Source organism: Streptomyces turgidiscabies Car8 (genome assembly GCF_000331005.1).
GTDB classification, from domain to species: domain Bacteria; phylum Actinomycetota; class Actinomycetes; order Streptomycetales; family Streptomycetaceae; genus Streptomyces; species Streptomyces turgidiscabies.
Genome location: NZ_AEJB01000532.1, coordinates 1 through 26,472, shown reverse-complemented (window position 1 = coordinate 26,472; position 26,472 = coordinate 1). Strand labels below are relative to the sequence as shown.

15 protein-coding genes and 1 pseudogene are annotated in these 26,472 nt (G+C 68.3%); 6 read left to right on the top strand and 10 right to left on the bottom strand.

Going from position 1 to position 26,472, the window contains the following annotated elements; translation table 11 throughout:
* Nucleotides 1–7,083 carry a ricin-type beta-trefoil lectin domain protein gene (locus STRTUCAR8_RS38760; RefSeq protein WP_407705435.1) on the bottom strand — a complete coding sequence of 2,361 codons (7,083 nt, stop codon included), beginning with the start codon at nucleotides 7,081–7,083 and terminating at the stop codon, nucleotides 1–3.
* A gap of 370 nt (nucleotides 7,084–7,453) precedes the next feature.
* Here STRTUCAR8_RS38760 and STRTUCAR8_RS38755 point away from each other — a divergent pair, with 370 nt between their 5' ends.
* The gene (locus STRTUCAR8_RS38755) at nucleotides 7,454–10,957 is read left to right on the top strand and encodes a DNRLRE domain-containing protein (protein WP_006381808.1); all 3,504 of its coding nucleotides are present in this window, start codon (nucleotides 7,454–7,456) and stop codon (nucleotides 10,955–10,957) included.
* 253 nt (nucleotides 10,958–11,210) lie between these two features.
* On the opposite strand, the gene STRTUCAR8_RS38750 is transcribed toward STRTUCAR8_RS38755, so the two are convergent.
* Complete coding sequence (locus STRTUCAR8_RS38750) at nucleotides 11,211–11,897, bottom strand: ANTAR domain-containing protein (protein WP_048818881.1); 687 nt, start codon at nucleotides 11,895–11,897, stop codon at nucleotides 11,211–11,213.
* Between the two features lie 379 nt (nucleotides 11,898–12,276).
* On the opposite strand from STRTUCAR8_RS38750, the gene STRTUCAR8_RS50735 reads away from it, so the two are divergent.
* Together STRTUCAR8_RS50735 and STRTUCAR8_RS38740 are read left to right on the top strand one after the other, a co-directional pair.
* Nucleotides 12,277–12,663, top strand: coding sequence for an STAS domain-containing protein (locus tag STRTUCAR8_RS50735; RefSeq protein WP_234372534.1), 387 nt, complete (start codon nucleotides 12,277–12,279; stop codon nucleotides 12,661–12,663).
* Nucleotides 12,660–13,616, top strand: coding sequence for an anti-sigma factor RsbA family regulatory protein (locus STRTUCAR8_RS38740; RefSeq protein ID WP_006381813.1), 957 nt, complete (start codon nucleotides 12,660–12,662; stop codon nucleotides 13,614–13,616). Before STRTUCAR8_RS50735 ends, STRTUCAR8_RS38740 begins: the two co-directional genes overlap by 4 nt.
* Nucleotides 13,617–13,805: 189 nt before the next feature.
* Here STRTUCAR8_RS38740 and STRTUCAR8_RS38735 read toward each other — a convergent pair whose 3' ends face one another.
* The 4 genes from STRTUCAR8_RS38735 to STRTUCAR8_RS38720 all read right to left on the bottom strand — a co-directional run bounded on the left by STRTUCAR8_RS38735 (nucleotide 13,806) and on the right by STRTUCAR8_RS38720 (nucleotide 20,044).
* Nucleotides 13,806–15,404, bottom strand: a complete 1,599-nt coding sequence (locus STRTUCAR8_RS38735; protein ID WP_006381819.1) for an alpha/beta hydrolase — start codon at nucleotides 15,402–15,404, stop codon at nucleotides 13,806–13,808.
* Nucleotides 15,405–15,629: 225 nt separating this feature from the next.
* On the bottom strand, nucleotides 15,630–17,042 hold the full coding sequence (locus tag STRTUCAR8_RS38730; RefSeq protein WP_409101720.1) for an aldehyde dehydrogenase family protein: 1,413 nt from the start codon (nucleotides 17,040–17,042) through the stop codon (nucleotides 15,630–15,632).
* A 35-nt stretch (nucleotides 17,043–17,077) separates the two neighbouring features.
* Complete coding sequence (locus tag STRTUCAR8_RS38725) at nucleotides 17,078–18,811, bottom strand: N-acyl-D-amino-acid deacylase family protein (protein ID WP_006381834.1); 1,734 nt, start codon at nucleotides 18,809–18,811, stop codon at nucleotides 17,078–17,080.
* 114 nt (nucleotides 18,812–18,925) lie between these two features.
* Nucleotides 18,926–20,044: an LLM class flavin-dependent oxidoreductase gene (locus STRTUCAR8_RS38720; protein ID WP_078507448.1), complete on the bottom strand. Its 1,119-nt coding sequence runs from the start codon at nucleotides 20,042–20,044 to the stop codon at nucleotides 18,926–18,928.
* Nucleotides 20,045–20,189: 145 nt separating this feature from the next.
* On the opposite strand from STRTUCAR8_RS38720, the gene STRTUCAR8_RS38715 reads away from it, so the two are divergent.
* Nucleotides 20,190–20,729 carry a GNAT family N-acetyltransferase gene (locus STRTUCAR8_RS38715; protein ID WP_044473620.1) on the top strand — a complete coding sequence of 180 codons (540 nt, stop codon included), beginning with the start codon at nucleotides 20,190–20,192 and terminating at the stop codon, nucleotides 20,727–20,729.
* Between the two features lie 60 nt (nucleotides 20,730–20,789).
* On the opposite strand, the gene STRTUCAR8_RS38710 is transcribed toward STRTUCAR8_RS38715, so the two are convergent.
* Entirely contained in the window at nucleotides 20,790–21,566 is a 777-nt protein-coding gene (locus STRTUCAR8_RS38710; RefSeq protein WP_044473629.1) for an SDR family NAD(P)-dependent oxidoreductase, read from the bottom strand.
* 223 nt (nucleotides 21,567–21,789) lie between these two features.
* Between STRTUCAR8_RS38710 and STRTUCAR8_RS38705 the strand changes: the two genes are divergently transcribed.
* Together STRTUCAR8_RS38705 and STRTUCAR8_RS54795 are read left to right on the top strand one after the other, a co-directional pair.
* Nucleotides 21,790–22,530, top strand: a complete 741-nt coding sequence (locus STRTUCAR8_RS38705) for a hypothetical protein (RefSeq protein ID WP_179200680.1) — start codon at nucleotides 21,790–21,792, stop codon at nucleotides 22,528–22,530.
* A gap of 70 nt (nucleotides 22,531–22,600) precedes the next feature.
* A complete protein-coding gene (locus STRTUCAR8_RS54795) occupies nucleotides 22,601–23,401 on the top strand; it encodes a hypothetical protein (protein ID WP_006381816.1) in 801 nt (266 codons plus the stop codon).
* Nucleotides 23,402–23,544: 143 nt separating this feature from the next.
* Here STRTUCAR8_RS54795 and STRTUCAR8_RS55465 read toward each other — a convergent pair.
* The 3 genes and pseudogenes from STRTUCAR8_RS55465 to STRTUCAR8_RS38685 form a co-directional block, all read right to left on the bottom strand.
* A pseudogene (locus STRTUCAR8_RS55465) lies at nucleotides 23,545–23,619 on the bottom strand (DNA-binding response regulator); the annotation flags it as partial.
* Nucleotides 23,620–24,221: 602 nt separating this feature from the next.
* Nucleotides 24,222–25,196, bottom strand: a complete 975-nt coding sequence (locus STRTUCAR8_RS38690; RefSeq protein WP_006381810.1) for a TIGR03619 family F420-dependent LLM class oxidoreductase — start codon at nucleotides 25,194–25,196, stop codon at nucleotides 24,222–24,224.
* Nucleotides 25,197–25,360: 164 nt separating this feature from the next.
* Nucleotides 25,361–26,472 (bottom strand): hypothetical protein (locus STRTUCAR8_RS38685; protein ID WP_006381824.1); only part of this gene is annotated, 1,112 nt, incomplete at its 5' end.

Genomic DNA, 26,472 nt, shown 5'->3' with positions numbered 1-26,472 from the left:
CTACTCACCATTCGTACTCCAGCGCTTCCCATCCCACTCGTACACAAATGTAGCACCAGTCTCCTGGGCTGCACGAGTCATGGAACCCTGACACTGAGTGCAAGGCGGTTTGCTCCCTCTGATGGTAACGATATCCCCGGAGGAAACCGGAGCCAGGTTTGCGAACCGGTCCCCCGGTATTTTCACGGTCGGGCTCCCACCCGACATACGGCAGCAGCGAGTTTCAGTGTGACTGGATTGGCTATTATTAGGAAACCCGAGCGCCTTTTCTTCCGGGGTTTGACTCCCACTCCGCAAAGAATAAGAATTCACCAGTTCGCCTTTAGAGTTGCGAACTTCCACCAGGGCAAAATGTGTGGTCTTGGTTACCGGCCCAACGATGCTTCCCTTTCCTCCCTTCCCGCGATAGCTCGGCCGATGGGAAAATATAATAGCTATCGTCCCGGGCACCAAATACGCATCGGACTCTACAGAGATCCCATTGTCGGCAGCCCATTTATCAAACTGCTCACCCTGGTCGCATCCGCCTGCCGCCGCATCATCCCAGCAGTCGGTGTCGAAGGTTCCTTTGACGAACCCTGCGGTATATGCGAAGTTCCTGACTAGCCCGAATAGAACATTTACGAGAGGGTGTGCGCCAGGGGACCCGTAACCTGAAGCTCCCCCGCCAGCTCCTTGACCAGTATTCTCAGAGTTGACTCCAGTCCCAGAATCAGAATTTCCAGCGGTACTCGCGGTATCTTCAACATCGGCTTTGGCGACGGTGGTGCTAATTACACAACCCTTAGGCTTGGTGCACGGAGCACCAGCCATGCCATCAGCATTTTGCATCAAGCCAGTCGGATCACTCTTGCTGACTGGGCTATTACTGCTGTATGCGTACCCATTCATCTGCAGCGGGTCGGCGATGTCTATGACCGGGTCAGCGGACACGAACCGGCCCGTGGCCTGGTCGTACTCCCGAGCCCCGATATGAGTGAGCCCAGTAGTAGCCGCATCGTCGATGCCCACACCCAGGTACGTGTGGCGGTCGGGCCAAGCGGTGGCCGGGGTGCCCCGGGTTTCGCCGTAGGGCTTGAACGAGCGGCGGGTCAGAGGCTGGCCCGCGGATTCCTCGACAGCGGTAGTGGCCGTGCCGAGCGGGTCGTTGAGCAGGACGGTGAGTTTGTGGCCGGTGGCCGTGCCTGTGGTCGTGCGGACGACCGTCGGGGCGCCCGGGTGGGCGTAGGCGCGGACCGCGCGGGTGATGGTGCCGGCGGGGTTGGCGGTCACCTCGGTTTCGCCCAGGAAGAGCGTGGCGCCGGACTTGGTTCGCTCCAGTAGGCGGTTGCCGCTCGCGTCGTAGACGTAGTCGGTGCGGTCGGTGACGGTCCAGCGCTGGGCGGTGGAGGTGCTGCAGGTGAAGATCTGCAGGGCGGCACCGGAGGACGCGCTGGGGTCGGAGATGTCCAGGCAGCGGGCGGAGGCGGTGTTCTTGAGGCTGCCGTTGGCTCCCTGCGTCCACTTCTGGGCGTTGTTGGAGCTGTCACAGGTCGAGAGCTGGACGGCGCCGCCGTCGGCGGTTCCGACGGCGGTGGCGCACTTGCCCAGTGCCTTGAGCTGGCCGTTGAAGGCCAACGTCCATTTCTGGGCGTCGGAGCCGTTGCAGGTCGAGAGCTGGATGACGGTGCCGTCGGCGGTGCCGCTGTTGCGGACGTCGAGGCAGAGGCCGCCAAGGCTGGTGATCGGGGCCGCGTTCTCGTTGCCGTCGGAGGCGGTGGCGAGCTTGCCCTGCGAGGTCCAGACGAGGGACTGGCCGGCGACGGCGCCCGGGCGGGCGGTGGTGTTGCCTGCGGTGTCGTAGACGTAGCTGCTGGTGACGGGGGTGGTGTTGGGCTTGGTGACCGTGCGCGAGGTGAGGAGGTGGGGGCGCGTGGTCGTGTTTGTGGTGCCGTATGTGTAAGCGGTGGTCGCCGTCGCGGCCGTCGCGCCCAGTGCGTGTTCGGTCAGCGAGGTGCGGTTGCCGGTGACGTCGAACGTGTAGGCGTCCCAGTAGGCCGTAGTGCCGGTCGAGACCGTGCCCGAGGCAGGGGCCGTCCTGGACAGTGAAGCCGTCAGGTCGCTGTCCGGGGCCGTGGTGTCCGTCGCGGAGTCCGCGGCCTCGGCGACTGGACCGGCGGAGATCTGACCGTCCGTGCGGTAGCCCCAGTTGGTGCCGGAGGCGGACTTGCAGCCGGTACCGCCGGCGGCCTCCGTGTCTATGGCGACGCTGGAGGTCCAGGCGTGGACGAGTTCGCCGAGCTGGTCGTAGGTGAAGCACTGGTTGTCGGTCGTACCGACGGTGCCGTCCATCTGGCGGCGGGCGGCGGAGGTGACGTTGCCTGCCCGGTCGTAGGAGTAGTAGGCGTCGGTGATGCGGTGGGAGACGTCGGTCTCGCGGTCCCAGACACTGCGCTGGACGCGGCCGGTGTGCTCGTCGACGAAGTTGGTGGTCCACACGCGGTACGGCTGAGGGCCGCTGACGGTGCGCAGGACCTCGCCGTACGGCGAGTAGGTGACGTCCGACGTGTACCAGCTGGCGCCGGAGGTGGACTCGGCCAGGCCGTCGCTGTCGTAGCGGGTGACGACCTTCTCCTGGGCCAGTCCACCGACCGCCGGGAGGGTGGCCGTCAGCGGCTTACCGGTGGGGGTGTACGTGTAGGCGTACGCGTACTTGCCCGCCAGGCCCTTGGTGGCGGTGCCGTCCGGGATGGTCACCTCACGGCCCGTGGGGTGGTAGTCGGTGTCGTAGCCGGTGATCCGGTCGACGTAGTCGCCGGTCCGGTCATGGCGGGTCGTGGACGACAACTGCCCCAGCGCGCCCGCCGGGTCGTACGCGGACTCGATGATCGGGGACGCGGTCGCCGATCCCTCGCGGACCGCCTTGACCCGGCCGATCGAGTCGTACTCCGTGAAGGTCGCGAGGTTACGGGAGTCAGTGGTTCTGGTGCGGCGGTCGAGGTCGTCGTAGGCGAAGGACGACGCACCGACATCGGGGTCGGTGGAGTCGGTCATCCGGCCGCGGGAGTCGTAGTTGTACGTCCACAGGTTGCCGGCCGGATCCTTGACCTGCTGGCGGTTGCCACGGGAGTCGTAGGAGTACCAGGTGCTGCGCCAGTGGCTCAGGCCGCTGTTGGTGTAGTGCTGAACGAGGTTGACGCGTCCGAGAGCATCGGTCCAGGTCTTGACGGGGGGTGTGGCGCCGTCGGCCGGGCGGGTCAGCGTCCAGTCGTCGCCGTAGGTGGCTGTGCTGGAGTAGACCTCCTTGCCGCCGTGGAGAGTCGTCGTCCTGATCGCGCGCTCCAGACCGTCGTACGTGCTCCGGGTCATGGTGGGTACGGGCGAGTCGGTCTTGCGCATGAACTGCTTGACCTGCGGCTCGCCCTGGACCAGGTAGCCGCCGGTCTGCTCCTTGACCAGGCCGTGGTCGTCGTAGCGGGTGTCGGTGATGACGCGGCCCCGGCCGTGGGCTTCGGCCTGGGTCTGGAAGGGGCGCGAGAGTCCGTCGTAGATGGTGGTCTGCTTGGCGTAGGTGCCGTTGTCACGGAGGGTCTCGACGGTCACCGTGCTGGGAGTGGTCACGTTGTCGGTGGCCTTGGCCATCTGGTACGTGATCTTGACGTTCGGGGTCTGGCTGCCCGAGGAGCGGGAAGGGGACCAGCCGTTGACCAGGCGGCCGAGCGCGTCGTACTCGGTGCGGGTGACCCGGTTGTTGGTGTCCGTGACGGTGAGCGGAAGACCACGGCCCGGGTCGAAGGTGGTTAGGGAGGTGTGACCTGCCGGGTTGATCGTCTTGACGGCGGTCACCGGGCCACCGGAAGCGGGGGTGTACTGCGTCTCGGTCCTGACCACACCGACGGAGCTGGGGGCGGTCGCGGTGCGGATCCGGCCCAGGTCGTCGTAGGTGGAGGTGGTGACGACGGAGTAGCCGGAGCCCGAGGCCGGGTTGGTCGCCACGCTGGTGGGCAGGCCCCTGACCGGGAGAGCGCCGTAGGTGAGGTTGTCGTAGCTGGTCCGGGCGGCGCTGATCAACTGGGTCGCGGGGTCCGCGGAGTCGTGAGCAGCGCAGGAGGTCGCCGTCGTGCGGACCTGCTTGGGCAGGCCGATGATGTTGGCGGCCGTCGTGTTGTTGGCGTACTCGGTCTTGGTGCAGCGGTACTCGCTGGAGGTCTCGGCGCCGCCGGACGCGGGCTTGACCACAGATGTCTGCACCTGGATGGGAAGGCCGTAGTCGGGGTCGACCTCGGTCTCGGTGCGTACCGCCTGCCAGCTGGTGCCGAGAGTCTGAATGGCGTCCGTGCGCCGGATGCCGACCTGGTGGGCGAGCAGGGGCGAGGTGTCGTTGTCCCGGGTGCGGGAGGCGGTCTGTCTGGACCAGGGGTAGTTGAGGGTCCGCTTGACGACGGGGTCGGGGGTGCCGTCGACATGCTGGAAGCTACCCGTGTAGCTGATGGTCTCCGCGACCATGCCCGCGTATTGGGGTGCGTCGTCCGTGAGGAGCGTCACCTCGCCCTTGGAGTCCTTGACCGCACCGCCCGCGCCACGGAAGTAGCGGACGGCCGAGTAGGACTGGGTCTGCGCGGATGTGCCGCCGCTCTTCTTCCCCTCGGTCGTGGTCACCTTCTGGTAGCCACGCCACACACCGTAGGTACGCAGGGACGGCTTGGAGAACTCGTCGTCGTCCTTGCCCCAGGCCGGCTCCTCATACGTGTACTTGGTGATGATGTCGTTGGAGACCCCTGAAATCCTGTCTTTCTCGGTCACCGTGGCGACGACGTACTTGTTGAACCAGGCGATCTTCGGGGTTTCCACGTCACCGTCCGGGGACCACCGGACCGGATAGCAGGTGCCGTGGTTGTTCTCGGGGGAGACGGTCGGTTGGGTCCGGCAGCCACCGTCGTACGTCACCTCGATGGAGCCGCCCTGCTCGGTGCGGACACTGCCGATACGGGGACGGATGAAGCCCGGACGGGCGTCGTTCTTGCTGCGAGGGACGAGGTTGGGGAGCTGGTTGTCGGCGAAGTAGCCGCTCAGCGGCTCGCCCGTCGAGGAGGGGGAGTAAGGGGCGAAGCTGATGCCGTCCTCTGACATCACGGTGCCTGAGCCGGCGCCAGGGGCGAAGCCGGTACGGGTGATGGAGTTGAGCCAGAGGGCGGGTGAGGTGTCGTACCAGTCGCGCGGGAAGGACTGGTGGAGCGTGTACGTGTCGACCTTGCTCAGTCCGGAAGTGCCGGGGCGGGCGGCCTCGGTGGTCACGGACGCCAGGCGCATCCGGGTCCAGAAGGAGGGGAAGGCCGGGCAGAGCTTCGACGTGGACTTGCAGTTGAGGTTGCCGGGGCTGTCCCACCAGGGTTGGTACGAGGCCGGGTCGTCGGTGACGTCGAACTTCGCCGCGGCGCAGGAACCGTCGGTCTCCAGGCACCGCTCCTGGGCGTTGAAGAGGACCTTGGCGGAGGGCGAGTTGAGGTCGTTGGTGCGCAGGCCGTACTCGATGGACAGCGGGTAGCCACCACGGTCATACGGCACCGGGGTCTTGAACTTCTTGTTGGCCGCGTAGTAGTTCGTATCCCGCTTCCAGTTGACGATCATCGCGTTGTCGTTGACGTCGACGACCTTGTCCAGACCCCAGTGCCAGGCCTGGTCGCAGCGGGAGTCGGCGAAGGCGGCCTGGTGGCAGGGCTCACCGGGGTGGTTGCCGTAGACCGGGACGGTGAAGACGGAGTCGGTCGCGGCGTGCGAGCCGCCCACCTTGTTCTGTCCGAAGTAGTACTTCGTGCCGTCGGGGGTGGTGACGAGCCAGTACTCGTCGTTGTTGTCCTTGTTGTCGCCGTCGGTCTTCAACTCGACGCGGGTTCCGTCGTCGTTCTGGGGGCGGTAGATCTCCGAGGTGGAGCTGACCCGCACCAGTTCGACCGTCCGGCCGCCGAGCGACATGACCGCGTTGTACGAGACCCAGCACAGGTCCGGGGTCTTGTACTTCTTCTCCTTGTTGTTGGCCGCCCCGTCGGGGACGTCCTCGCGGTCGTCCTTGCAGGTCCGGTATCGGCGCTCGATGTGGCCCGGGTCGTAATCCCAGCCCTCGCCGATCCAGGACACCTGCGGAGAGGAGGTGGCGGTCTTGCCGTCCACTGTCTGCGAGTTGTAGCCGAAGGAGATCTGCGGGGCGGGACCGGCGGGCGCGGGCGGGACCGTGATCGGGTAGGACCAGGTGAACGCACCTGACGAACTGCCGGCCGCCCATTTGCCGCTGGAGGCCAGCGGGGTCGCCTTGAACGAACCGCCCGCGCTCCCACCGGAGTCCACGGCACCGATGACCGCCTTGTCGCCGCTGGCGGCTGCCGGCCGGGCCCGGGTGTACGAGGCCTGGATGACACCGGAGGAGTCGGCTGGGGCTGCGGAGGCCGCGGAGGTGGAGACGGTGCCGTCGGCAGCCGTATCGACAGTGGCGGTGATGGTCTTGGCGCTGGTGTCGTTGTCCGTGTCCAGCTCGGTGTACGCCTGGCACTCCTCCACATCGGGAGTCGAGAGGTAGCACTCGGGGAACTGGACGAAGTGCAGGCGGGAGGCCCAGTCGGCCCCGTAGAGATTCTCGAACGTTTTGTAGCTGAGCTGGACGGAGATCGGCACCGAGCCGGTGGCGGGCGCCGCCACCGAGATCACCGCGCCGTCGACGCCGGCCGACACGGGCGCTGTACGGGAGGCGACGGTGACCGACCAGGAGCCGGTCGGTGCGGCGGCGTCCGGAGCCTGGCCCAGCTTCACCGGCAGATTGCCGGCGGGCTTGTAGGCGGCTTGGGCCACGGCGGAGCCAGTCTGTAGAGCGGCCGTTGACGTGGCGCTCCCGAAGTCGACCGGTTGGGTGCCGAAGGTGGCCGGGGTGGTGGTACCGGCCGGGGCCTCGTCCCGGTTGGCCAGAGCGGACAGGCCGATCTTGTCGAGCTTGGGGTTGGCGTCGGTACCGGTGACGAGTTGTTCGTCGGGAAGGTCCTCCAACGGAACGTCATCGCGAGGTACTTCCACGCTCGCCGGATCCGGCGGCAGGGCCAGTGCCTGGGTCGGCAGCATGGCGATCGACAGCGTCAGCACCAAAGTGGAGAGCAGGGCCGACCGACGGCCTCTGAGGCGCGCGGACGTAAAGAGTGACACTGCTGATCCCCCCGGACGGCATGGAGCGGCCGCCTGGGAAGGCCGCACGCAGGTAAAACCACGTCAAAGAACGTGGAGATTCTTTGTCTCACTTGTAAGGAAAGCCAGAGTTCCCTGTGGGTTAGTGGTAATGATCACATCATGTACGGGTCAATCACACCCAAAGCGTTGTTTTAGGGAGTCCCAAGGGGCCGTGGTCCACTCGTCGTTGAAAAACAGCGCGTGACGACAGCCGCGCATTGGGCCATGCTCTGGTCCCGTTGTCCCAGGGGGGAAGGAAACCTCGCGCATGTCGAGCACACGGCCGAGCAGATGGCGCCGCAGACCCGGTCGCCGGATCATCGCGGCGACCGTCGTGGCCGCCATCGCGGCCTCCGGTCTGACGTACGCCTGGTTGAGTGACAGCGGGGAGCGTGCACAGCCGGAGGCGAAGCCCCGGCACAGCGCGCCGTTGAGCCATGCCGAGGCCGCCGTGAAGGCGGTGCGGACCGGAAAGACGGTCGAGGTCACGAGCCTGCGTACGGCGTACGAGACCACGTGGGCACGGCCGGACGGTCTGACGCAGCGACGGATCCACTCGTCGCCCATCCGGGCCAAGGTGGACGGGACATGGCGGGCGATCGACACCGCGCTCGGGCACACGAAGGACGGCTGGTCCCCCAGGGCGACGAACGTGCGGATGACGTTCTCGGCGGGCACGGACAGCCGCGGGCAGGACGACCGGGCCGATCGCGGAGCGGGCGCTCTCCGGGTTCCGCTCCTGGCACAAGCGGCCACGGCCGCGACCGGCAACGCCCTGGTGACCCTCACCACTGGCGACCACGACATCGTCCTGACCTGGCCGTACGACATCCCCACGCCGATCATCGACGGCTCGCGAGCGCTCTACCCGGACATCCTGCCCGGCGCCGACCTGGTGCTGACGGCGGACGACGGGGGCTTCGCGCAGTTGCTCGTCCTGAAGACGCGTGCGGCGGCAGCCGATTCGCGCGTGGCCCAGCTGTCGTACGGCCTGTCCTCCCCCGATCTCAGCTTCTCCCTCGACCCGACCACCGGCATCATCAGCGCCGAGGACACCGCCGGCGAGGAGGTGGCGGTCTCCCCCACCCCCCTGATGTGGGACAGCTCGGGCACCCCGGCGCTCACCAACGGCCAGGCCGGCAGCAGCGCTTCGCCAACCGCCTCGGAGTCGCTGTCCGAGGACGAGACGAGCGCACCCGACGAATCCGAGTCCCCGACGGAGTCCCCCGAGCCGAGCGACACCTCCGGCTACGTCGACTCGGGGGACACGGCCGCCGAGGTACTCCCGGACGCCTCCGACGAGGCTCCGGACCCGTCCGCTTCGGAAGGTGAGGGCGCCAATCCCTCCGTACCGGCGGAGGCTTCGCCGGATCCGACGCATTCGGGGGCGGGCGCGACGCTCGATCTGCCGTCGCTGGCCGGCCCGCAGCCGGACTCCAAGGGCACCCTCATCGAGACCGACCTGAACGGCTCGACCTGGACGCTGACGCCTGATCAGGAGTTTCTCGACGACGCGGACACGGTGTACCCGGTCTTCATCGACCCGTCGATCCGCAAGCACCACAACCACTGGACGACGGCCTACAGTCGTCACCCCAACGCGAACTTCTACGACGGCCGGAACTTCAACCAGGGGACGAGCGAGGCGCGCGTCGGCTTCGAGTCGGACACCTGGGGGACATCCCGGTCCTTCTTCACCATGGACTGGAACCCCGACCTGAAGGGTTCCTCCGTCACGACAGCGAAGCTGCACATTCTGGAGACGTACTCCTGGTCGTGCAGCCCTCGTACCGTGAACGTGTACGTCACCGGGCCTATCAGCAGCAAGACGACCTGGCGGAACGCGCCCGCCATGACGGCCGGCAACAAGCTGGCGAGCAAGAGCTTCGCCCACGGGTACAAGTCGGCGACCTGCCCGGACACGTACGAGGATTTCGACGTCAAACGCGCAGCCCAGAAGGCGATTGCGGACGGCGCGGCCTCCCTGACCCTCGGTCTGCGCGCGGGCGATGAGAACTCCGCGTACTCCTGGAAGAAGTTCCAGGCCAACGACGGCAACGGCCCGTACATCGAACTGGTCTACAACCGCCCGCCGGGCGCACCCACCAGGCTCGACCTCGATCCCGACCTGTCGTGCGACACCATCGCCCCGTACGTGAACGTCGGTGCCTCCTCGATCACCTTCTGGGCGAACGCGACCGACAAGGACAACAACCTGGCCTCGCTGCGCTTCGAGCTGTGGCCGACGAACGGCAGCGGCAACCTGCTGGGATCCAAGAGCATCGTTTCGATCGGCAACCAGGTCGGTTCGACCCGGGAACACACCGAGCCCTTCTCCACGAGTGGGCTGAAGAACGGCACCACCTACTCCTGGCGAGTGCGTGCCGTGGACAAGGCGGGGGTCAGCTCCTCGTTCGCGCCCGCGAAGTCGCCGTACTGCCGCTTCGTCTTCGACAGTTCACGGCCGACGCCACCCGTCGTCACCTCGGTCCAGTTCCCCAACGCGGACGCGAACAACAACGGTCTGCACAACGAGGCCGAGGACGCGATCTGGAGCAAGGTGAAGTTCGGCACGGCGGGGGCCTTCGTCTTCAGGGCCTCCCAGACGGATGTCGTGAAGTACGAGTTCGCCTTCAACACGCCTACGTACACGGCCTCCCTCCCCCGCCTGAACGGCGCCGCCACCTCGACGACGACCACCTGGAACGGTGCCAAACCCCCGCTCGCGGGGCCGAATGTGCTGTACATACGGGCCGTTGACGACGCGGGGCATGTGTCGGATCCCCGGAAGTACTTCTTCTACGTCACGCCCAGAGACAAGGCGGACGCGGCGGGCGACCTCACGGGTGACGAGTTCGCGGACCTGATGGTGGTGACCGCCACCGGCGACCTGTGGATGTATCCCAGCAGGGGCAACTCCGACCTGACCAAGGGGACCGGTACGTTCGGGCCCGCGATGTCCGGCTCCTACCGGGAGAACCCGGAGAAGGACCCGAACGGCAACGTGGCCGACGGCAAGCCGCTGTACGTCGGTCCGGGCTCGGGGTACTGGAAGAACACGTGGTTCGCGCACCTCGGCGACATCTACGGGGGCGACGGTCTCCAGGACCTTGTCGCCGTGCGTGAGGGCAAGCTGTGGGTCTACCCGGGCGACGGCTACGGCGCGGTCAACGTCGACAAACGGCAGGAGATCCTCCTCCCGGCAGGCGGGCCCAACCTGGCGGCCGTCACCCAGATCGTGTCGTCCGGGGACGCCACCGGGGACGGCAAGCCCGACTTCTTCCTCACGGTGAAGGACAGCGACACCGTGGAGACCCTTTGGGCCCTCACCGGCTACAACGGAGCCACCGTAGAGGCGGCCAGGGCCCTGAACTCCGGCCCTGCGTGGGCGACCCGCGACCTGGTCAGCCTCCAGGACATCACCGGGGACGGGGTCACCGACATGCTCTACCGGGTCGTCAGCAGCGGCCGTCTCGCACTGCGCACGGGAATCAAGGACAGCGCGACCGGCGGCGTGAGCCTCGACTCGCTGGCCACCTCGGGAGCTGCGGCCGGCGGTGTGGACAACACCGACTACGCGACGTCCGGCTGGACCGCCACCGACATCAAACTGGCCTTCGGTACAGCCGACGCCAATGGTGACGCCATCCCGGACATCTGGGCGGTCACGGGGACGGGCGCCGTCCGCTTCTACCCGGGGGGCCGTTCAGCCCTCGGTGCGTTTACCGCAGTACCCAGCGGTGGTTGGTCGGGCATGCTGACCCTCGGCTGACCCCCCGGCTGACGCTCCGGGAAAGCTTCACCAGCGATGCGATGTTCTCCGGCGCCACGCGCCATGCGCCATGTGTGGCGCCGGGGTCATTGGGAGGGTCTGGGCGCCGACGGCCCCTCACAGACTCGGAGTTGGACTGATCGTCGGCCCGGTCAGGGGCCAGGAGGCGCCGGTGTCCTGACGGGCGGCGGTGTACGGATACTCAGTCACCCAGTGCGCCCGGATGAACCCGTACGACTCCGCGCGACAACCGTCAGCGCGTGTCATCACGCGCGTGCTGCCGCCGCACCGCATCCCGTAGCGCCGTCCGGACCGGCTCCGCCGGAGGGGGGCCGCCTGTGCTGACGGTGACGATCGCTTCGGCGACGTCGCGGAGCTTGGTGTTCGTGTGCTGGGAGGTGTCGCGCAGGGCGTCCCAGGCCTCGTCGGCGGTGCATGACTCGACGGCCATCAGGATGCCGCGGGCCTGGTCTATGACCGGGCGGGACTCGATGGCCTGCTGGAGCTGCTGAACCTCCGTCTGGAGTCGCCGCACCCGTTCCGCGCGTTCCGCGGCCACCGCCGCGAGGCCCTGTTCGGAGCGGAGGAGGGCGAGCAGGTGGCGTATGTCCGGCGGGAGCCAGGCGGAGAGGGAGCCGGCGGGGTCGGAGGCGGCGGGGTCGGAGGCGGCGGGGGGTATGGGGAGGCCGGTGAGCTCCAGGATGCGGAGGGGCTGGCCGTTCCAGTTGACGGTCCATAAGGGGATACCGGCGTCGGCTCTGAAGTCCTCCAGGCGCTCCAGGAACTGGAATCCGGCCGTGTCCATGAAGGTGACCTTCGTCATGTCGAGGACCAGGCCGTTCGTGTCGCCGGGGAGCTTCCCCAGGACGGGGTCGAGCACCGTGGTGCAGCCGTGAACGATGTCCCCGCTCGGTGCCAGGACCGCGGTGGTTCCCCACATCTCGGTGTGGATGGTCAGTGGCCCGTTGCCGAGTGACGGCGACGGTGGAGATACGGGGGCGACAGACATGCACTCACCTCGGGTCGGGATCCAGATGCGCCGTCGGGTCCGCGCCAGCTGCGCGCGGCTCTGACATGGCCCGCGACTGTTTTGCTCACGCGCCTTCCCCGTCCGGGACGGCGTATTCCGGATGCGGCGTGGAGATACGGGGGGAGATTTCCCGAACGCGGGTGGCGCCGCGCATGAAAGCGGTCGGACGGGGAAGTCGCATGGGGCGGCATCGTGCTTGTCGTGCTGGAGGTGCTCGGCACCTGTCCTCGGTCGGCGGCACGGTATGGGGATACTGGAGCTGGGTGCGACCGGCACATGGGGGTGGGGCGTGGACAGTTTGCGACGGGCGAATGCCTCGGCGTCGGTGTCGGTGCCGGGTTCGTCGGAGGGCGGGGGCGCCTTGCGCATGCGTCCGTTGCCGGACCGGGCGGGCTGGCGAGCGGTCGGTGAGATCACTTCGGCCACGTGCCCGACCTGGGAGCAGACGCTTCAGCAGCTGACCCGTCGTATGACCCTACGTAAAGAGATCGTGTGTCATCTGGAGATGTCCGCCGTGACCTTCGTCGATGTCGCCGGTGCCTCGGCTCTGGCGGTGGCCGCTCAGGACCTTCCGGGCCGGCGGCGCATCGTGATCGAACGGCCGCCTGCCACACTGCCACGGCTGCTTGAAATGTTCTGGCCCGACCTGTCCGTGATCGAGGTGGTGGCGCGATGACTGCCACGAAGACCGCTGGGTCGACCGACGAGTCGACCGCCGAGCCGTTCGTTCATCCCGCCCTGTTCTACCGGGGCGAGGACGAGTACCTGGACGGCACCGTGCCGTTCATCCGTGAGGGGCTGGAAGCCGGTCATCCGGTGGCGGTCGCCGTGCCCGGCGCCAATCTGGCCCTGCTCAGAAAGAATCTGGGCGATGATGCCGCGTCCGTGCTCCTCCTCGACATGACCGACGCGGGCCGCAACCCGGGCCGGATCATCCCGAGGGTGCTGCGCGCCTTCGCCGACGCTCACCCTCAGACGCATGTGCGGATCATCGGGGAGCCGATCTGGGCCGGCCGCAGCAGCGTCGAGTACCCGGCGTGTGTGCAGCACGAGGCGCTGATCAACCCGGCCTTCCAGGGCCGGGACGTGACCATCCTGTGCCCGTACGACGCCGTGCGCCTCGACAAGCAGGTGCTCGCCGACGCGTACGCCACCCACCCGGTGATCGTCTCCGGCGGCAGCCGGCGGCCCAGCCCGTCGTACGCGCCCGGGCAGGTCGTCGCCGAGTACAACCGGCCGCTCCCGGAGGCTCCCGCGGCGGCCGAGCCCCAGCACTTCGGCCTCGACGAGCTGCCGGTCGTCCGGCATCTCGCCGTCGCGCGGGCCGCCGAGCTGGGGCTGTCCGGCGTAGGCCTGGACGATCTCGCTCTCGCGGTGGCCGAGCTGACCACCAACAGCGTGGTGCACGGCGGGGGCTCCGGGAACCTGCGGATCTGGTCCGAGGGTTCGCAGGTGGTGTGCGAGGTGCGCGACGGCGGCCGGCTGGACGACCCGCTCGCCGGGCGCCGCCCTGCCACCCGGGACCAGCGAGGCGGCCGCGGCCTGCTGCTGGTACACACCGTCGCCGACCTGGTCCGCATCCACACCGACCCGGGCGGCACGGCGATCCGGTTCTACCTCGGTTACTAGCCGACCTCATCAGCTACTGGCCGACCTCGTCGGCGTGGGCGATCTGGCGGCGACGCGCCCGGTGTCGCGACCGGTCCAGCCGCGACGTGGGGCATGTCGACAGCCCTCGCGCGGAGACGCGAACGGGCGGCCGCCGAGGTTTCTCGGCAGCCGCCCGGCGGACCTCAGTTGATGCTCACGCCGGCACGCTCAGCTGCGGAAGCCGAGAATCCCGCGCAGGGTGGTTTCACCCGTCGCAGGTGCCGTCTGTGCCGTACGCAGTGCCGTCGTCGCGGTGGCCTGCGGCTTCGGGTCGGGCGACTTCTGGCAGACCGCGTCGGCCACGCCCTTGCCGTGGGGAACCTTGCCGTCGGTGAGGTACGCCGCCAGGTACTTGTCGAGGCAGGCGTTGCCGCTCAGCGTGATGCCGTGGTTGCCGCCGCCCTGCTCCACCACCAGGCTGGAGCCGCGCAGCAGGCGGCTCATGGTGACACCACCCTGGTACGGGGTGGCCGCGTCGTCCGTCGCCTGGAACAGCAGGACCGGCGGGAGCTTGGAGTTCGCGACGTTCACCGGCTTGAGCGGCTTCGTCGGCCAGAACGCGCACGGAGCGTTGTACCAGGCGTTGTTCCAGGCCATGAACGGGGCCTTCTCGTACACGGCCCAGTTGTCCTTGCGCCACTGGTTCCAGTCGCGCGGCCACGACGCGTCACGGCACTGGACGGAGGTGTAGACGCTGTAGCCGTTGTCGCCGGAGGCGTCGATGGCGGCGATGTTGTCGTACGCCTTGACCAGCGCATCGGTGTTGTGGTCGTTGACGTAGGCCGCGAACGTCTTGGCGAGGGTGGGCCAGTAGCCGTTGTTGTAGCCGCCGGGTATGAAGATGTCCTCCAGCTCGGAGGCGCCCACCTTGCCGCCCGCCGGCTTCTTGGCGAGGGCCGCCCGCATGGCGTACCACTTGGCCTCGATCTTCTTCGGATCGGTGCCGAGCTTGTACGTGGAGTCGTACTTGGCTATCCACGCCATCAGCGCCTTGTGACGCTTGTCGAAGGCGTAGTCCTGCTGGATGTTGGCGTCGTACCAGACTCCGGTCGGGTCGACCATCGAGTCCAGGACCAGGCGACGCACCCGCTGGGGGTACATCTTGGCGTAGACCGCGCCGAGGTAGGTGCCGTACGAGTAGCCGAAGTAGTTGATCTTCTTCGCGCCGAGGGCCACCCGGATCGAGTCCATGTCCTGCACGGCGCTGATCGTGTTGATGTACGGCAGGACGTCCGCGTACTTCCTGCCGCAGGCCTGGGCGAACGCCTTGGCGCGGGCGACGTTGGCCTTCTCGATCGCCGCTGTGCTGGGCACGGAGTCCGGGCGCACCGGGGCGAAGTGACCCGGCTTGCAGTCCAGAGCGGGCTGGCTCTCGCCCACGCCGCGCGGGTCGAAGCCGATGACGTCGTACTGGGCCGCGACCTCCTTGGGCAGGGAGGACGCGACGAAGCCGGCCAGGCCGAGGCCACTGCCGCCGGGGCCGCCCGGGTTGACCAGCAGCGGGCCCTGGTACGTCTTCGCGGTGTGCGGCACGCGCGACAGCGCCAGGGTGATCTGCTTCCCCTGCGGCTTCGCGTGGTTGAGCGGCACCTTCACGGACGCGCACTGGAGCGTCGGGGTGTCGTCCGTACCGCACGCCTTCCAACTGGCCTTCGCGGTCGGGGCGGTGTTCGCGGAGGGCGACACACTGGCGTTGGCGGGGACGGCGGTGATCGTCCCGGCCAGTACGACAGTGACGCCGCACAGCATGGCTGCGCTTCTTCTCATGGAGCTCTCTCAGAACAGTGAGGGGGGTTGAGACCCTTGAGTTCACGGGTCCTGCCCTACGATCTCCGAGATGCCCACCGCGCAAGAACACCGGCGACCAAGACTTGACTGAATCGAGTCGTTGAAAGTCGCCGAATAGCCTACCAAAAGGGGCAGTTGGGCCTCTCTGCGGTCTGACCCACGGGCCACCCACGCTGGAGGCTCCCGCCGCGGCCGTACCGGTGTTCACCCCGCCCAGACCACCGCCTGCACCTCCCCGTACGCGTGCAGCGCGTACGACCCCACGTCGCGGCCCACTCCACTCCGCTTGAACCCCCCGAACGGCGCTTCCATGTTCCGTCCGACGGTGTTCACGCCCACTCCGCCCGCCCTGAGGCTCCGGGCGACCCGGAACGCGCGGGCCACGTCCGTCGACCAGACGTAGTCGATGAGGCCGTAGTCGCTGTCGTTCGCCAGGGCGATGCCCTCCTCCTCGTCGTCGAAGGGGATGACGGTCACCACCGGGCCGAAGATCTCCTCCCGGGCCACCCGCATGTCGTTCGTGCAGTCGGCCAGCAGGGTCGGGGCGACGTAGAACCCCCGGTCGTACGGAGGCCGTTCGCCTCCCGCGGCCACCACCGCGCCCTCCTTGCGCCCGAGTTCGACGTACGCCTCGATCCGGTCCCGGTGCGCACCCGAGATCACCGGCCCGACCACCGTGCCCTGAGCGCGCGGATCACCCACCTTCAAGTGGCCTGCGTACGAGGCGAGTTGCTCCACGACCTGGCCGTAGACACCCCGTTGTGCCAGCACCCGTGTCGGTGCCGTGCAGATCTGGCCGCTGTAGAACGAGAACGTCGTGCCGATGCCCGCGACCGCCGAGCGGATGTCCGCGTCGTCGAACACGAGAGCCGCGCCCTTCCCGCCCAGCTCCATCAACTGGCGTTTCATGTCACGGCCGCACACCTCGGCGATCCGCTGACCGACCGCCGTCGAGCCGGTGAAGCTGACCATGTCGACGTCCCGCGAGTCGACCACCGCCTCCCCCACCTCGGGCCGCGTCCCGCTGACCACGTTGACGACACCCGGCGGCACGCCCGCCGCCTCCAGCGCCTCCGCCAACTTGTACACCGACAGCGGGTCCTGCGGAGCGGGCTTCACGACGACCGTGTTGCCCATCGCCAGCGCGGGCGCGATCTTGCCCGCCGGGTTGGCCCAGGGGTTGTTGTACGAGGTGATGCAGGCGACCACGCCCACCGGCTGGCGTATCGCCAGCGCGCCCATCACCGCCGCCTTCCCGAACGGGCCACCCTCGTTGACCTGCGGTGCGATCGCCCACTCGGCCGGCTCCACCTTCGCGTACCGGCGGAAGCGGGCAGCGCCCACACCCACCTGCATCCCGCGCGCCGTCCCCGTCGTGGCGCCGGTCTCCGCCTGGGCGAGCGCGGCGTACGGCACCAGGTTGCTCTGGATGATGTCCGCGGCGCGGGCCAGGACGGCGGCCCGTTCCTCCGGTGAGGTGCGCGACCACGGCCCGAAGGCCTCGCGGGCCGCCGCCGCTGCGGCGTGCGCCTGCTCCCGCGAGGCCTCCGGCGCATACCCGACGACGTCCTCCGTCGCCGGGTCGATCACCTCGTAGTGCCCGTCGGCCGGCTCCACCCACGAACCGCCGACGAACAGCCGCTGCCCGTCGCTCACTTGGTACTCACCGTCTCCGTGTCCCGGCCCGAGCGAAGCACCGTGCCGGGTACCGCGCCCGTCACCGTGTCGTCCCGGATCGTCTCGACTCCGTTGACCCACACGGCAGTTACTCCGATCGCCTTCGAGTCGAGGCGCGGGCTGTCACCCGGCAGGTCGTGCACCAGGGTGGCCTTGTCGGCGGCGATCCGCTCCGGGTCGAAGAGGACCAGGTCCGCATGGAAGCCCTCCTGGACACGCCCCCGTTCACGCAGGCCGAACAGCCGCGCCGGGTCGTCGGTCAGCATCTGCACCGCCCGCTCCAGCGGCACCAGCCTGCGTCCGCGCAGACAGTCGCCGAGGAACCGGGTCGTGTACGGGGCCCCGCACATCCGGTCCAGGTGCGCACCGGCGTCGGAGCCGCCAAGGAGCACGTCCTCGTGGCGCCAGGTCTCGGCGCGCAGCGCCCAGGACGCGGGGTCGTTGTCGGTGGGCATGGGCCACAGGACCGTACGCAGTTCGTCGGCGACGCAGATCTCGACGAGGCAGCTGAAGGGGTCCTGGCCGCGTTCGGCGGCGATGTCCTGCACCACCCTCCCGGTCAGGCCCTCGTTCGCCGCGCTGTACGTGTCCCCGATGACGTACCGCCCGAAGTCCGTCAGCCGCCGGAAGACACCGACGTCCTCGCTCTGCGACAGGCGGACCAACTCGGCCCGTACGGCCGGGTCGCCCAGTTGGGCGATCCGTTCCGGGACGGGGAGGCCGAGAACCGGTCCCCAGCCGGGGATCAGGTTCAGCGCGCAGAAGGTGCCGAGGGACATGTTCATCGGTGTGAGGATGGGCATGGTGAGCGCGACGATCCGGCCACCGGCCTTACGGGCGCGCTCACTTGCCTCGAGCTGGCGGGGTACGCGGGCCGGCACGGCCGAGTCGATCGTGAGCACGTTCCAGTTCAGCGGGCGTCCGGCCGCCGCGCTCATCTCGACGAAGAGATCGATCTCGTCGTCGCTGAACTGGTCGAGGCAGCCCGCGACGATCGCCTCGATCTGGGTGCCCTCGTGTTCGCCGACCGCCTGGGAGAGGGCGATGAGTTCGGCGGGCAGCGCGTGCCGGGACGCCACCGGCCTGCCGTCGGCGTCGGAGTGCGAGGACGACTGGGTGGTGGAGAATCCCCAGGCGCCGGCGTCCATGGCTTCATGCAACAGGGCGAGCATGGCGGCGAGTTGCTTCTCCGTCGGCTGCCCGCCCACCGCGTCCGGCCCCATGACGTACCGGCGCAGCGCGCAATGCCCCACCATGAAGCCGGCGTTGACCGCGATCCGCCCCTCCAGCGCGTCCAGGTACTCCCCGAAACTGCTCCAGCTCCAGGGCGCCCCCTCCTCCAGCGCGACCAGGGACATCCCCTCGACCTTGGACATCATCCGGCGCGTGTAGTCGGCGTCGCCCGGCCGCTCCGGGTTCAACGGGGCCAGCGTGAAACCGCAGTTGCCGGCGGCGACGGTCGTGACCCCGTGATTGAGAGAGGGCGTCGCATACGGGTCCCAGAAGAGCTGGGCGTCGTAGTGCGTGTGCGGATCGACGAACCCGGGCGCGAGGACCAGCCCGGACGCGTCCTCCGTCGTCCGAGCGTCCTCGGTGATCCGGGACCCGATAGCCGCGATGCGCCCGTCCCGTATCCCCACATCCGCGACGTAGGCGGGCGCGCCGGTCCCGTCGACGACGGTGACGCCCGCGATCAGATGGTCAAGCACGGCTACACCTCTTCCCTAACGTCCACACGGACGCGCCCCTTGAGGGGCGCGGGGAACTGCGCGACCAGCCACAAACGGCCCCGCGGACGCGAACGGCCCGCAGCCCCACAGCGATCAGGCGCCCTGCCGGAAACGGGACGTCCTGTGCACAGGATCCGTGTCGATCTTCGGAATCACATGCTCACCGACCAACCGGATCGTCTGGAGCGTGTCCTCCCGGGAGATCCCGATCGGCATCCCGAAGCTCAGCTGATCGGCCCCCGCCTGCTCCCACCGCTTGCACTGCGTCAGCACCTCGTCCGGGTCGCCGCAGATCAACAGCTCCTCGGCGATGAGGAGTTCGATGATCTCCTCGTTGAACTCGGGCAGCGTCTCCGGCCACAGCGGGAACCCCTCGGGGCGCGGGAAAGTGTCGTGGTACCGGAAGAGCAGGGACTGGAGATAATGCAGCCCGCCGCCCGCCGCGATCCGTACCGCCTCCGCGTGCGTCGGCGCGCAGATCGCCGTCGACGTCACCATCACGTTGTCGTTGACATAGTCGCCGACCGGCTCGGCGTCCACGATCGCCGTCTTGTACTGCTCCAGCACCCACTCCATGTCGGAGACCTTCTGCACGCTGAAGCCGAGCACCCCGAGCCCCTTGCGGGCGGCCATGGCGTACGAGGGCGGCGAGCCGGCGGCGTACCACATCGCGGGGTGCGAGGGCCCGTACGGCTTGGGCAGGACCTTGCGCGGTGGCAGCGACCAGTGTTTGCCCTGGAAGCCGACGTACTCGTCCTGCGTCCACATCTTTGGGAACTCGGCGATCGTCTCCTCCCACAGTTCCTTGGTGTGGTTCATGTCGGTGATACCGGACATGAAGCCGAGGATCTCGTGGGAGCCGGCGCCCCGGCCGGAGCCGAACTCGAAGCGGTTACCGGTGAGATGGTCGAGCATGGCGACCTTCTCGGCCACCTTCACCGGGTGGTTGACCGGGGCGAGCGGGTTGAAGATGCCGGAGCCGAGGTGGATGCGCTCGGTGGCGTGGGCGAGGTAGCCGAGGTAGACGTCGCTGGCCGAGATGTGCGAGTACTCCTCCAGGAAGTGGTGCTCGGACACCCAGGCGTACTTGAAGTTCGACTGGTCCGCCTGAATGACGTACTCGGTCTCCTCCATCAGCGCCTTGTGCTCCGCGAGCGGATCGGTCTCGGCCCGCTTGCCCACGTATCCCTGTACAAAGAGCCCGAATTCCAAGGAGGTTCACCGTCCCAGTAACCGTTCCCGACGTTTCTGACGTAGCGTCAGATTCGATGTCGACTGTTCCACCGGGGGCCTGGAGCGTCAATACCTGACGGGTCGTCAACTCACGCGCAGAGCTGTCGGCGATAGAATGGCCGCCATGACTGAACTGGGACCCGTCGTCTGGCCGCCTGCTCCGATCCGGACCGAGCGGCTCGTACTCCGCGAGTCCGAGGCCCGGGACCGTGCGACGTTCGTCGAGCTGCTGGCGTCGCCGGAGGTGCACACCTACCTCGGTGGCCCCCGGCCGCGTGCCGAGCTGGAGCGCGAGCTGCCCGAGGTGCCCGAGCGGTGGCCCGGGAGTTTCGTGGTCGAGCTCGACGGGGCGATGATCGGCCAGATCCTGCTCAGGAGAGCGACGGAGCACCGCCGTCCGGCCGCGACGGGAAAGGCCGATCTCGGCTATCTGTTCCTGCCGGAGACGTGGGGCTCCGGGTACGCCGCCGAGGCGTGCGCGGCGGCGCTCGACTGGTTCGACGGCGCCCTTCCCGGCGAGCCGGTGGTGCTCACCACGCAGTCCGCCAACGCCGGCTCGATGCGTCTCGCCGCCAAGTTGGGGTTCAGCGAGGTGGAACGGTTCCAGGCCTGGGACGCCGAGCAGTGGCTCGGCCTGCGATCCCCGGTCGCACCGCCCGCCTGAGCCGGCGCCCGGAGGCACGCAGGCCCCGGCGGGGACCGTCGGCCTCTTAGGGGGTGGGTGTCAGAAGGCGCTCACCCCCGCCAGCCAGCCTCCGTCGATCACGAACGGCTGCCCGGTGATGTACGAGGAGTCCGCGGAGGAGAGGAACAGCGCCAGGCGCGCCACCTCCTCCGGGCGCCCGATCCGCCCCAGCGGAACGAGCTTGCGGTACAGCTTGTCCAGCCCCTGCGCGGAACCCTCCGCGTCCGCGGCCGGGTCCAGTACCGCCGGGTTCGACATCGCGGTGTCGATCGCGCCCGGGCACATGGCGTTGACGCGTATCTTCCGGCGGGCCAGCTCCAGCGCGGCGACCCGGGTGAGCCCGAGGATGGCGTGCTTGCTCGCCGCGTACGCCCCGACCGCCGCCATACCGGTCATCCCGGTGTACGAGGCGGTGTTGACGATCGTCCCGCCGCCCGCGTCGGCGATGCGCGGCGCGACCGTCTTGATCCCGAGGAAGCAGCCGACCTGGTTGACCTGCACGACCTGCATGAACTCGTCGAGGGGCGTGTCGAGAAGGGTGTTGAAGCGCAGGATGCCGGCGTTGTTGACCAGCCCGTCGATCCGGCCGTACGCCTTCTCGGCGGCGGCGACCGCAGCCTGCCAGCCCGCCTCCTCGCGCACGTCGAGATGGACGTACAGCGCGCCCAACTCCTTTGCCAGCGCCTCTCCTTGGTCGTCGAGCACATCCGCCACGACCACTCGGGCGCCCTCCGCCACGAACAGCCGGGCCTCCTGCTCCCCCTGACCTCGTGCCGCGCCGGTGACGATGACGACCCGTCCGTCGAGCTTGCCCATGCGGAACCCCTTCGCAGCGTTCACATCGGTGGAGGTCAGCATCGTATCGCCGTATCTGACGATGCGTCAGGCCAGACGGAAGAGTGTGTTTTGTGTGCGAGAGCACACACTAAGTGACCGACGAGTAGGGATGTTTGACCCTGTCGCGGGCCCACAGGTGACACCAATAATCCTCCATGAACAGGCAAAGCGAACCCCAAGGGCATTCCAGGGACGGAGCGACATGGCAAAGAGGCGCCTGAAGAACAGGAAGGTCCGACTTGTGGCGGTCGGATCGGCGCTCGCCACCGGTGGCGTGATCATCACCCTCCTTCCGTCGGCGAACGCGGCCGAGGAGAAGACACCTGAGCAGATCATGACGTTGTGCCAGCGGGCCGAAGTGCTCAACGGTAAACAGCAGGACATCTTCGACTTCGGCGGCCATCCGATCGCCGGCCCGAGTTTCGAGTCCGACAACTGTGATTTCGTCGAGACGAAGTTCGAGACCTTCGACGGGCCCACCGAGAAGTCGTCCATCGATTTCCCGAACTGTGAGCCGAACGCCACCGAACCGTCGAAGGTATCCATCACCTGGTCGGCGAGCGCGTCTCAGGGCCAGGGAAAGTACACGGTGACCCAACAAGGCGGCGGCGGAGGTCTCTTCGGCGCGATCGGCGGGTCCTGGCTCAAGCACAAGGGCACCCTGGACCTGACCACGAAGGCGGCTTCGGCGGGCGACACCGAAGAACGCGAGGTCCCGGTCGGCAAGGTGCTCCACATGGAGTTCACGCCGACACTGCAGCGGATGACCGGCGAATGGCGGGTGCGTATCGACGCCAACCCCGGGAGCTTCGCCGTGAACCCCACCCCCGAGAAGAACTTCGTCGCGCCCGACGTCATCGAGGGTCCCGTCGTCCTGCCTGGCGCCGCGGGTGCCCCCGGGCTTGTGGACGGCACCTCCAAGGCGGTCGTGGAGGACTGCTGACGCCCTTCCGTCGGCCCCTGAGCACCCTGATCACCGCAGATCAACAGCCATACCCTCCCAGGAGAACCCCATGAGCCGCAGCAGTCGCTCCAGTCGAACCAAGAGCCACCGGAGCAAGAAGAAGCGCATCACCCTCGCCCTGGCTCCGGTGGCGGCCCTCGCGGTGGCCGTCCCGCTGATGGCCCAGGCGGGTGCCGCCACGCCTTCCGAGGTGACCGCGGACTGCGCCTCGGACTCGAACAAACTCGAGGACTGTGACTTCATCCCCGTCCAGAACAAGCGGAACAGCCTCGGGGCCAACGAGCGGGTTTCAGCGGTGACCGACAACTGCGGATCGACCAGCACCGCCTCGAAGACCTTCAAGGTGGCCACGTCCGTCAGCCGGTTCATCCAGCTGGAGGACGGGTTCGTCGCCGCGGCCGACTCGAAGCTGGTGGGCTCATTCCTTGAGGTCGGGGTCAGTTTCAACACGTCGGAAATCAACATCACGACGGATGACAAGACGACCGGACTGGAACTCAGCCGCACCGATACCGTGCAGGCGGACAGTATCGGGTTCTTCATGTGGTCGGCCAAGCGGACCGACGTGAGTGGATTCCTGCGTGCAACATACAAGGACGAACAGGACGGCCAGAAGGTGTTCTTCGCGCCGAGCGAGGGCGCCGCGACCGTCCACGTCTTCTATCCGCAGCTCCTGAAGAACGGTACGCCGGACGGCAGGCTGTGGCTGCGCAACGTGAAATGCGGAACCCCGCAGGCCAACGGAATCCAGAACTCGGAGAACAGTATCCGGGTGGAACCGGGATTCGAAGAGGGCGGCAGGAACGTCACGGACGTGGAGGTCCCGCTGTCGGACATTCCGGCACCATAACGGAATTCGCGCCAGAGCTCAGCGAACGGGGCGGCACCGGTTGTTCTCATATGCGAACAGCCGGAGTCGCCCCCAGCCCATCTCAGGACCGCGTCCGTACTGCCCCGGGCATCGAGCTTGGCGTAGATGTTGCTGAGGTTGTTGCGGACCGTCTTCTCGCTCAGCCGCAGCCGCAGCCCGATCTCCTGGGCGCCCAGGCCGGTCGACAGCAGCTCCATGATCTGCCGCTCGCGCGGCGAGAGCAGACTCCGCAGCCGTTCCATCGCCGCCCCCGCGACGGACGCCCCCCTCCCCTCCTCGGAGACCCGCTGGGCCCCCTCCCGGAGAGCGGCGCACGCGACCGGTGACAGGTAGGTGTGCCCGACCGTGGCCGCCATGACCGCCGAGGCCAGCATGCAGGTGCAGTAGTCGCCCTCGACCAGATAGCCGGCCCCGCCCCGGAACACCTCGATCACGGTCTGGGTGTCCCGCCGGGGGCTGACGACGATCACCGGGGCACTCACCGCCCCCATGGCCTTCAACAGCACCCCGAACGCGGTCGCCGGCTCCTCGCACCGCAGGACGACGACGTCCACCGCGCCCTGCTCCCCCAGCTCACGGTAGGGCGGGAAAACACGCAACGCCCGTCCCACGTAAGGGTCTTCAGGGGCCGGCCACTCCTCGTGCGGCCACTCGCCCTCGGCACAGGCCAGAGCGACGGACAGCCTGGGTGAAGGGTGGTCGACGAGCCGGGAAGCGCGCACAGTGCATGTCCTTCCGCCGGAACGATGACGTCCGTACGTCCCTACGTACGCGTCCCAGCATGGACATGTTCAAAGATTCAAAGAGATCCAGGCAGGCCGCCGGACAGATCCTCCAACAGCGGGCCCACTTCCGTTCCGAACGCGCCGATCTGATCGGTCAGTTCAGCGAGACTCCGGCTCCGGAACCGCACCTGGATCTGGTCCACGCCCATCGCGCCGTACGCCCGCAGCGACTCGGCGAGGACCTCCGGCGCCCCGCTCAGCGTCCGCCGTCCGACATCCCACCCGGGCTCACCGACGTACAGCGGCTCGGCGATGGCCCCGATGGTGAACGGGCCCTGAACGGCGGCCTCTTGGCGTATCCGCCGGATCCGTGCGATCTGGTCCGGGAGCCGGTCGCGCGGGTCGCCCTGCGGCAGCCAGCCGTCGCCCTTGAGCGCCGCCCGGCGTACGGCGGCGGGGGACGAGCCGCCGACCCAGAGCGGTACGCGTTCCCGTGTGGGCCGCGGACGCTGGCCGAGCCCCTCGAAGTCGTACAACTTGCCGTGGTGTTCGGGGAATTCGTCCGGCCCGAGCGCGGCGCGCAACGCGTCTGTCGTCTCGTCGAGTACGGCACCCCGGCGCTCGAAGTCGACCCCGAGAACCTCGAACTCCTCCTGTACGTGTCCGGCCCCGACCCCGAGGATCAGGCGCCCGCCGGAGAGGTGGTCGAGGGTGGCGTACTGCTTGGCGGTGAGGAGGGGGTGGCGCAGGCCCACGACCGCTACGTGACTGAGGAGTTGGACGCGTTCGGTGACGGCGGCGAGGTGGGCGAGGGTGGCAACGGGGTCGTACCAGACGGTGCTCATCGCGGGGGCGAGGCGGCGCGGAATGGCCACATGGTCGCAGCTCGCGACGTAGGCGAAGCCGGCGCGGTCGGCGGCGCGGGCGATGTCGACGAGGTCGGCGGCACCGGCCGAGGTCTCCCAGGGTTCGGTGTACAGCGTCGACTGGGACTGGATCGGGAGTTGCATGCCGTAGCGGAGGCGGAGGGGCTCGTTGCTGGGGAGCATGGGCGGGACCCTTTCTCTGACGGTCCGTCAACTATGGTCGCCGTGGCCATGGTTGTCGCTGACGACCAGTCAGACAAGGGTTGGTGCGGTATCTCAGCCGGTCAGGCACGACGGAAGCCGGTCCGGCCCGGTCCGACGCTCCGGAGAGAGGAAGCCGACCCCACTCACCGCCCGGTCAGCAGGAACCGCAGGTACTTGCCTGTGCCCAGTGCTCCCCGCGTCTCCGTACGCGTGCGGGCCAGTTCCGCCTCGACCCGCGCCCGTTCCGCCTCCGCGCCCGCCAACTGCTTCTGGCGTTGCAGGAGTTCGGCTCGCTTGCGCTGGGTGTCCATGGCGCGCTGCTGGCGCTGCCCGGTGAGGCGGGCGCGCTCGTCGGTGATCCTTCGCTGCAGGGCGGCCTTCTTCTGCAGGGCCTCGGCCTCCGCCTGTTTGATCTCCGCCTTGTGGGTCCGCCGGAGTGTGGCGATGTCGGCCTTGATCTGGGCCTTCGCCGCCGGAGGCACCGTGGTCGGAGCGGACGCCCTGGCCCGGTGTTCCAGGCCCTGCCGCCAGTCGCTGAGGGCAGTGGCGCGGGCCTCGCCGATGCCGGGCACCCGTATCCGCTGGCCGCCGGGACGCACCAGGTACACGACGGACGGGTTGTGCGAGAAGTCCACGCCGATGAAGTCGGCCGCGCTGCGGATGCCCGCGTCCTGGAGTGCCTGCACCATCTTGGCGCCCATGTTGCTGAGCGACCGCGTCTCCTGGATCGACGTCCTGCGCAGCTTGTCCTGGATGTGTGCCCTGACCGCCGGTTCCAGCGCCTTGTCGATCCGGCGCCGTTCCTTCGCCGCCAGCCCCGCCAGCTGCTGCTGGGCCTGGTCCGTACGCCGGTTGAGGTTCATGGTGATACGGGCCTGGCCGTCGCGCAGCTCGATCTGGAGGGCCTGGATGCGCTGGTCGGAGGCGGTGTTGTCCTTGGCGAGGGCGTCGTCGAGGACGCGGATCTCCTTCTCCAGCCGCTGATGGGCGCTCGCCGGGTCGGCCAGCTCACGGGAGCGCCGCTTGAGGTCCCGCACCCGCTTGCGCGCCGCCCGGCACTCGGGGCGCCTGCGTCGGCCGAACCCGACCAGGGCGGCGGAGGTGAGAAGGGCGACGCCCTGTGCGGCGGGCAGGACGTCCACCGGCTGGGCCGCGGCGAGGACGAGCGCGCCCGGGGCGGACGTACTGAGCAGCGCGCCGAGGGCCGCGAACAGGTCACCGGGGCCGCGCTTGCCGAACGTGGCGAACCCGGCGC

Bases quoted from the DNA above. Each gene is read 5' to 3' on its own strand.
- STRTUCAR8_RS38760 (WP_407705435.1), bottom strand. From the start codon at position 7,083: ATGCTGCCGACCCAGGCACTGGCCCTGCCGCCGGATCCGGCGAGCGTG.
- STRTUCAR8_RS38755 (WP_006381808.1), top strand. From the start codon at position 7,454: ATGTCGAGCACACGGCCGAGCAGATGGCGCCGCAGACCCGGTCGCCGG.
- STRTUCAR8_RS38750 (WP_048818881.1), bottom strand. From the start codon at position 11,897: ATGTGGGGAACCACCGCGGTCCTGGCACCGAGCGGGGACATCGTTCAC.
- STRTUCAR8_RS38740 (WP_006381813.1), top strand. From the start codon at position 12,660: ATGACTGCCACGAAGACCGCTGGGTCGACCGACGAGTCGACCGCCGAG.
- STRTUCAR8_RS38735 (WP_006381819.1), bottom strand. From the start codon at position 15,404: ATGAGAAGAAGCGCAGCCATGCTGTGCGGCGTCACTGTCGTACTGGCC.
- STRTUCAR8_RS38715 (WP_044473620.1), top strand. From the start codon at position 20,190: ATGACTGAACTGGGACCCGTCGTCTGGCCGCCTGCTCCGATCCGGACC.
- STRTUCAR8_RS38710 (WP_044473629.1), bottom strand. From the start codon at position 21,566: ATGGGCAAGCTCGACGGACGGGTCGTCATCGTCACCGGCGCGGCACGA.
- STRTUCAR8_RS38705 (WP_179200680.1), top strand. From the start codon at position 21,790: ATGGCAAAGAGGCGCCTGAAGAACAGGAAGGTCCGACTTGTGGCGGTC.
- STRTUCAR8_RS54795 (WP_006381816.1), top strand. From the start codon at position 22,601: ATGAGCCGCAGCAGTCGCTCCAGTCGAACCAAGAGCCACCGGAGCAAG.
- STRTUCAR8_RS38690 (WP_006381810.1), bottom strand. From the start codon at position 25,196: ATGCTCCCCAGCAACGAGCCCCTCCGCCTCCGCTACGGCATGCAACTC.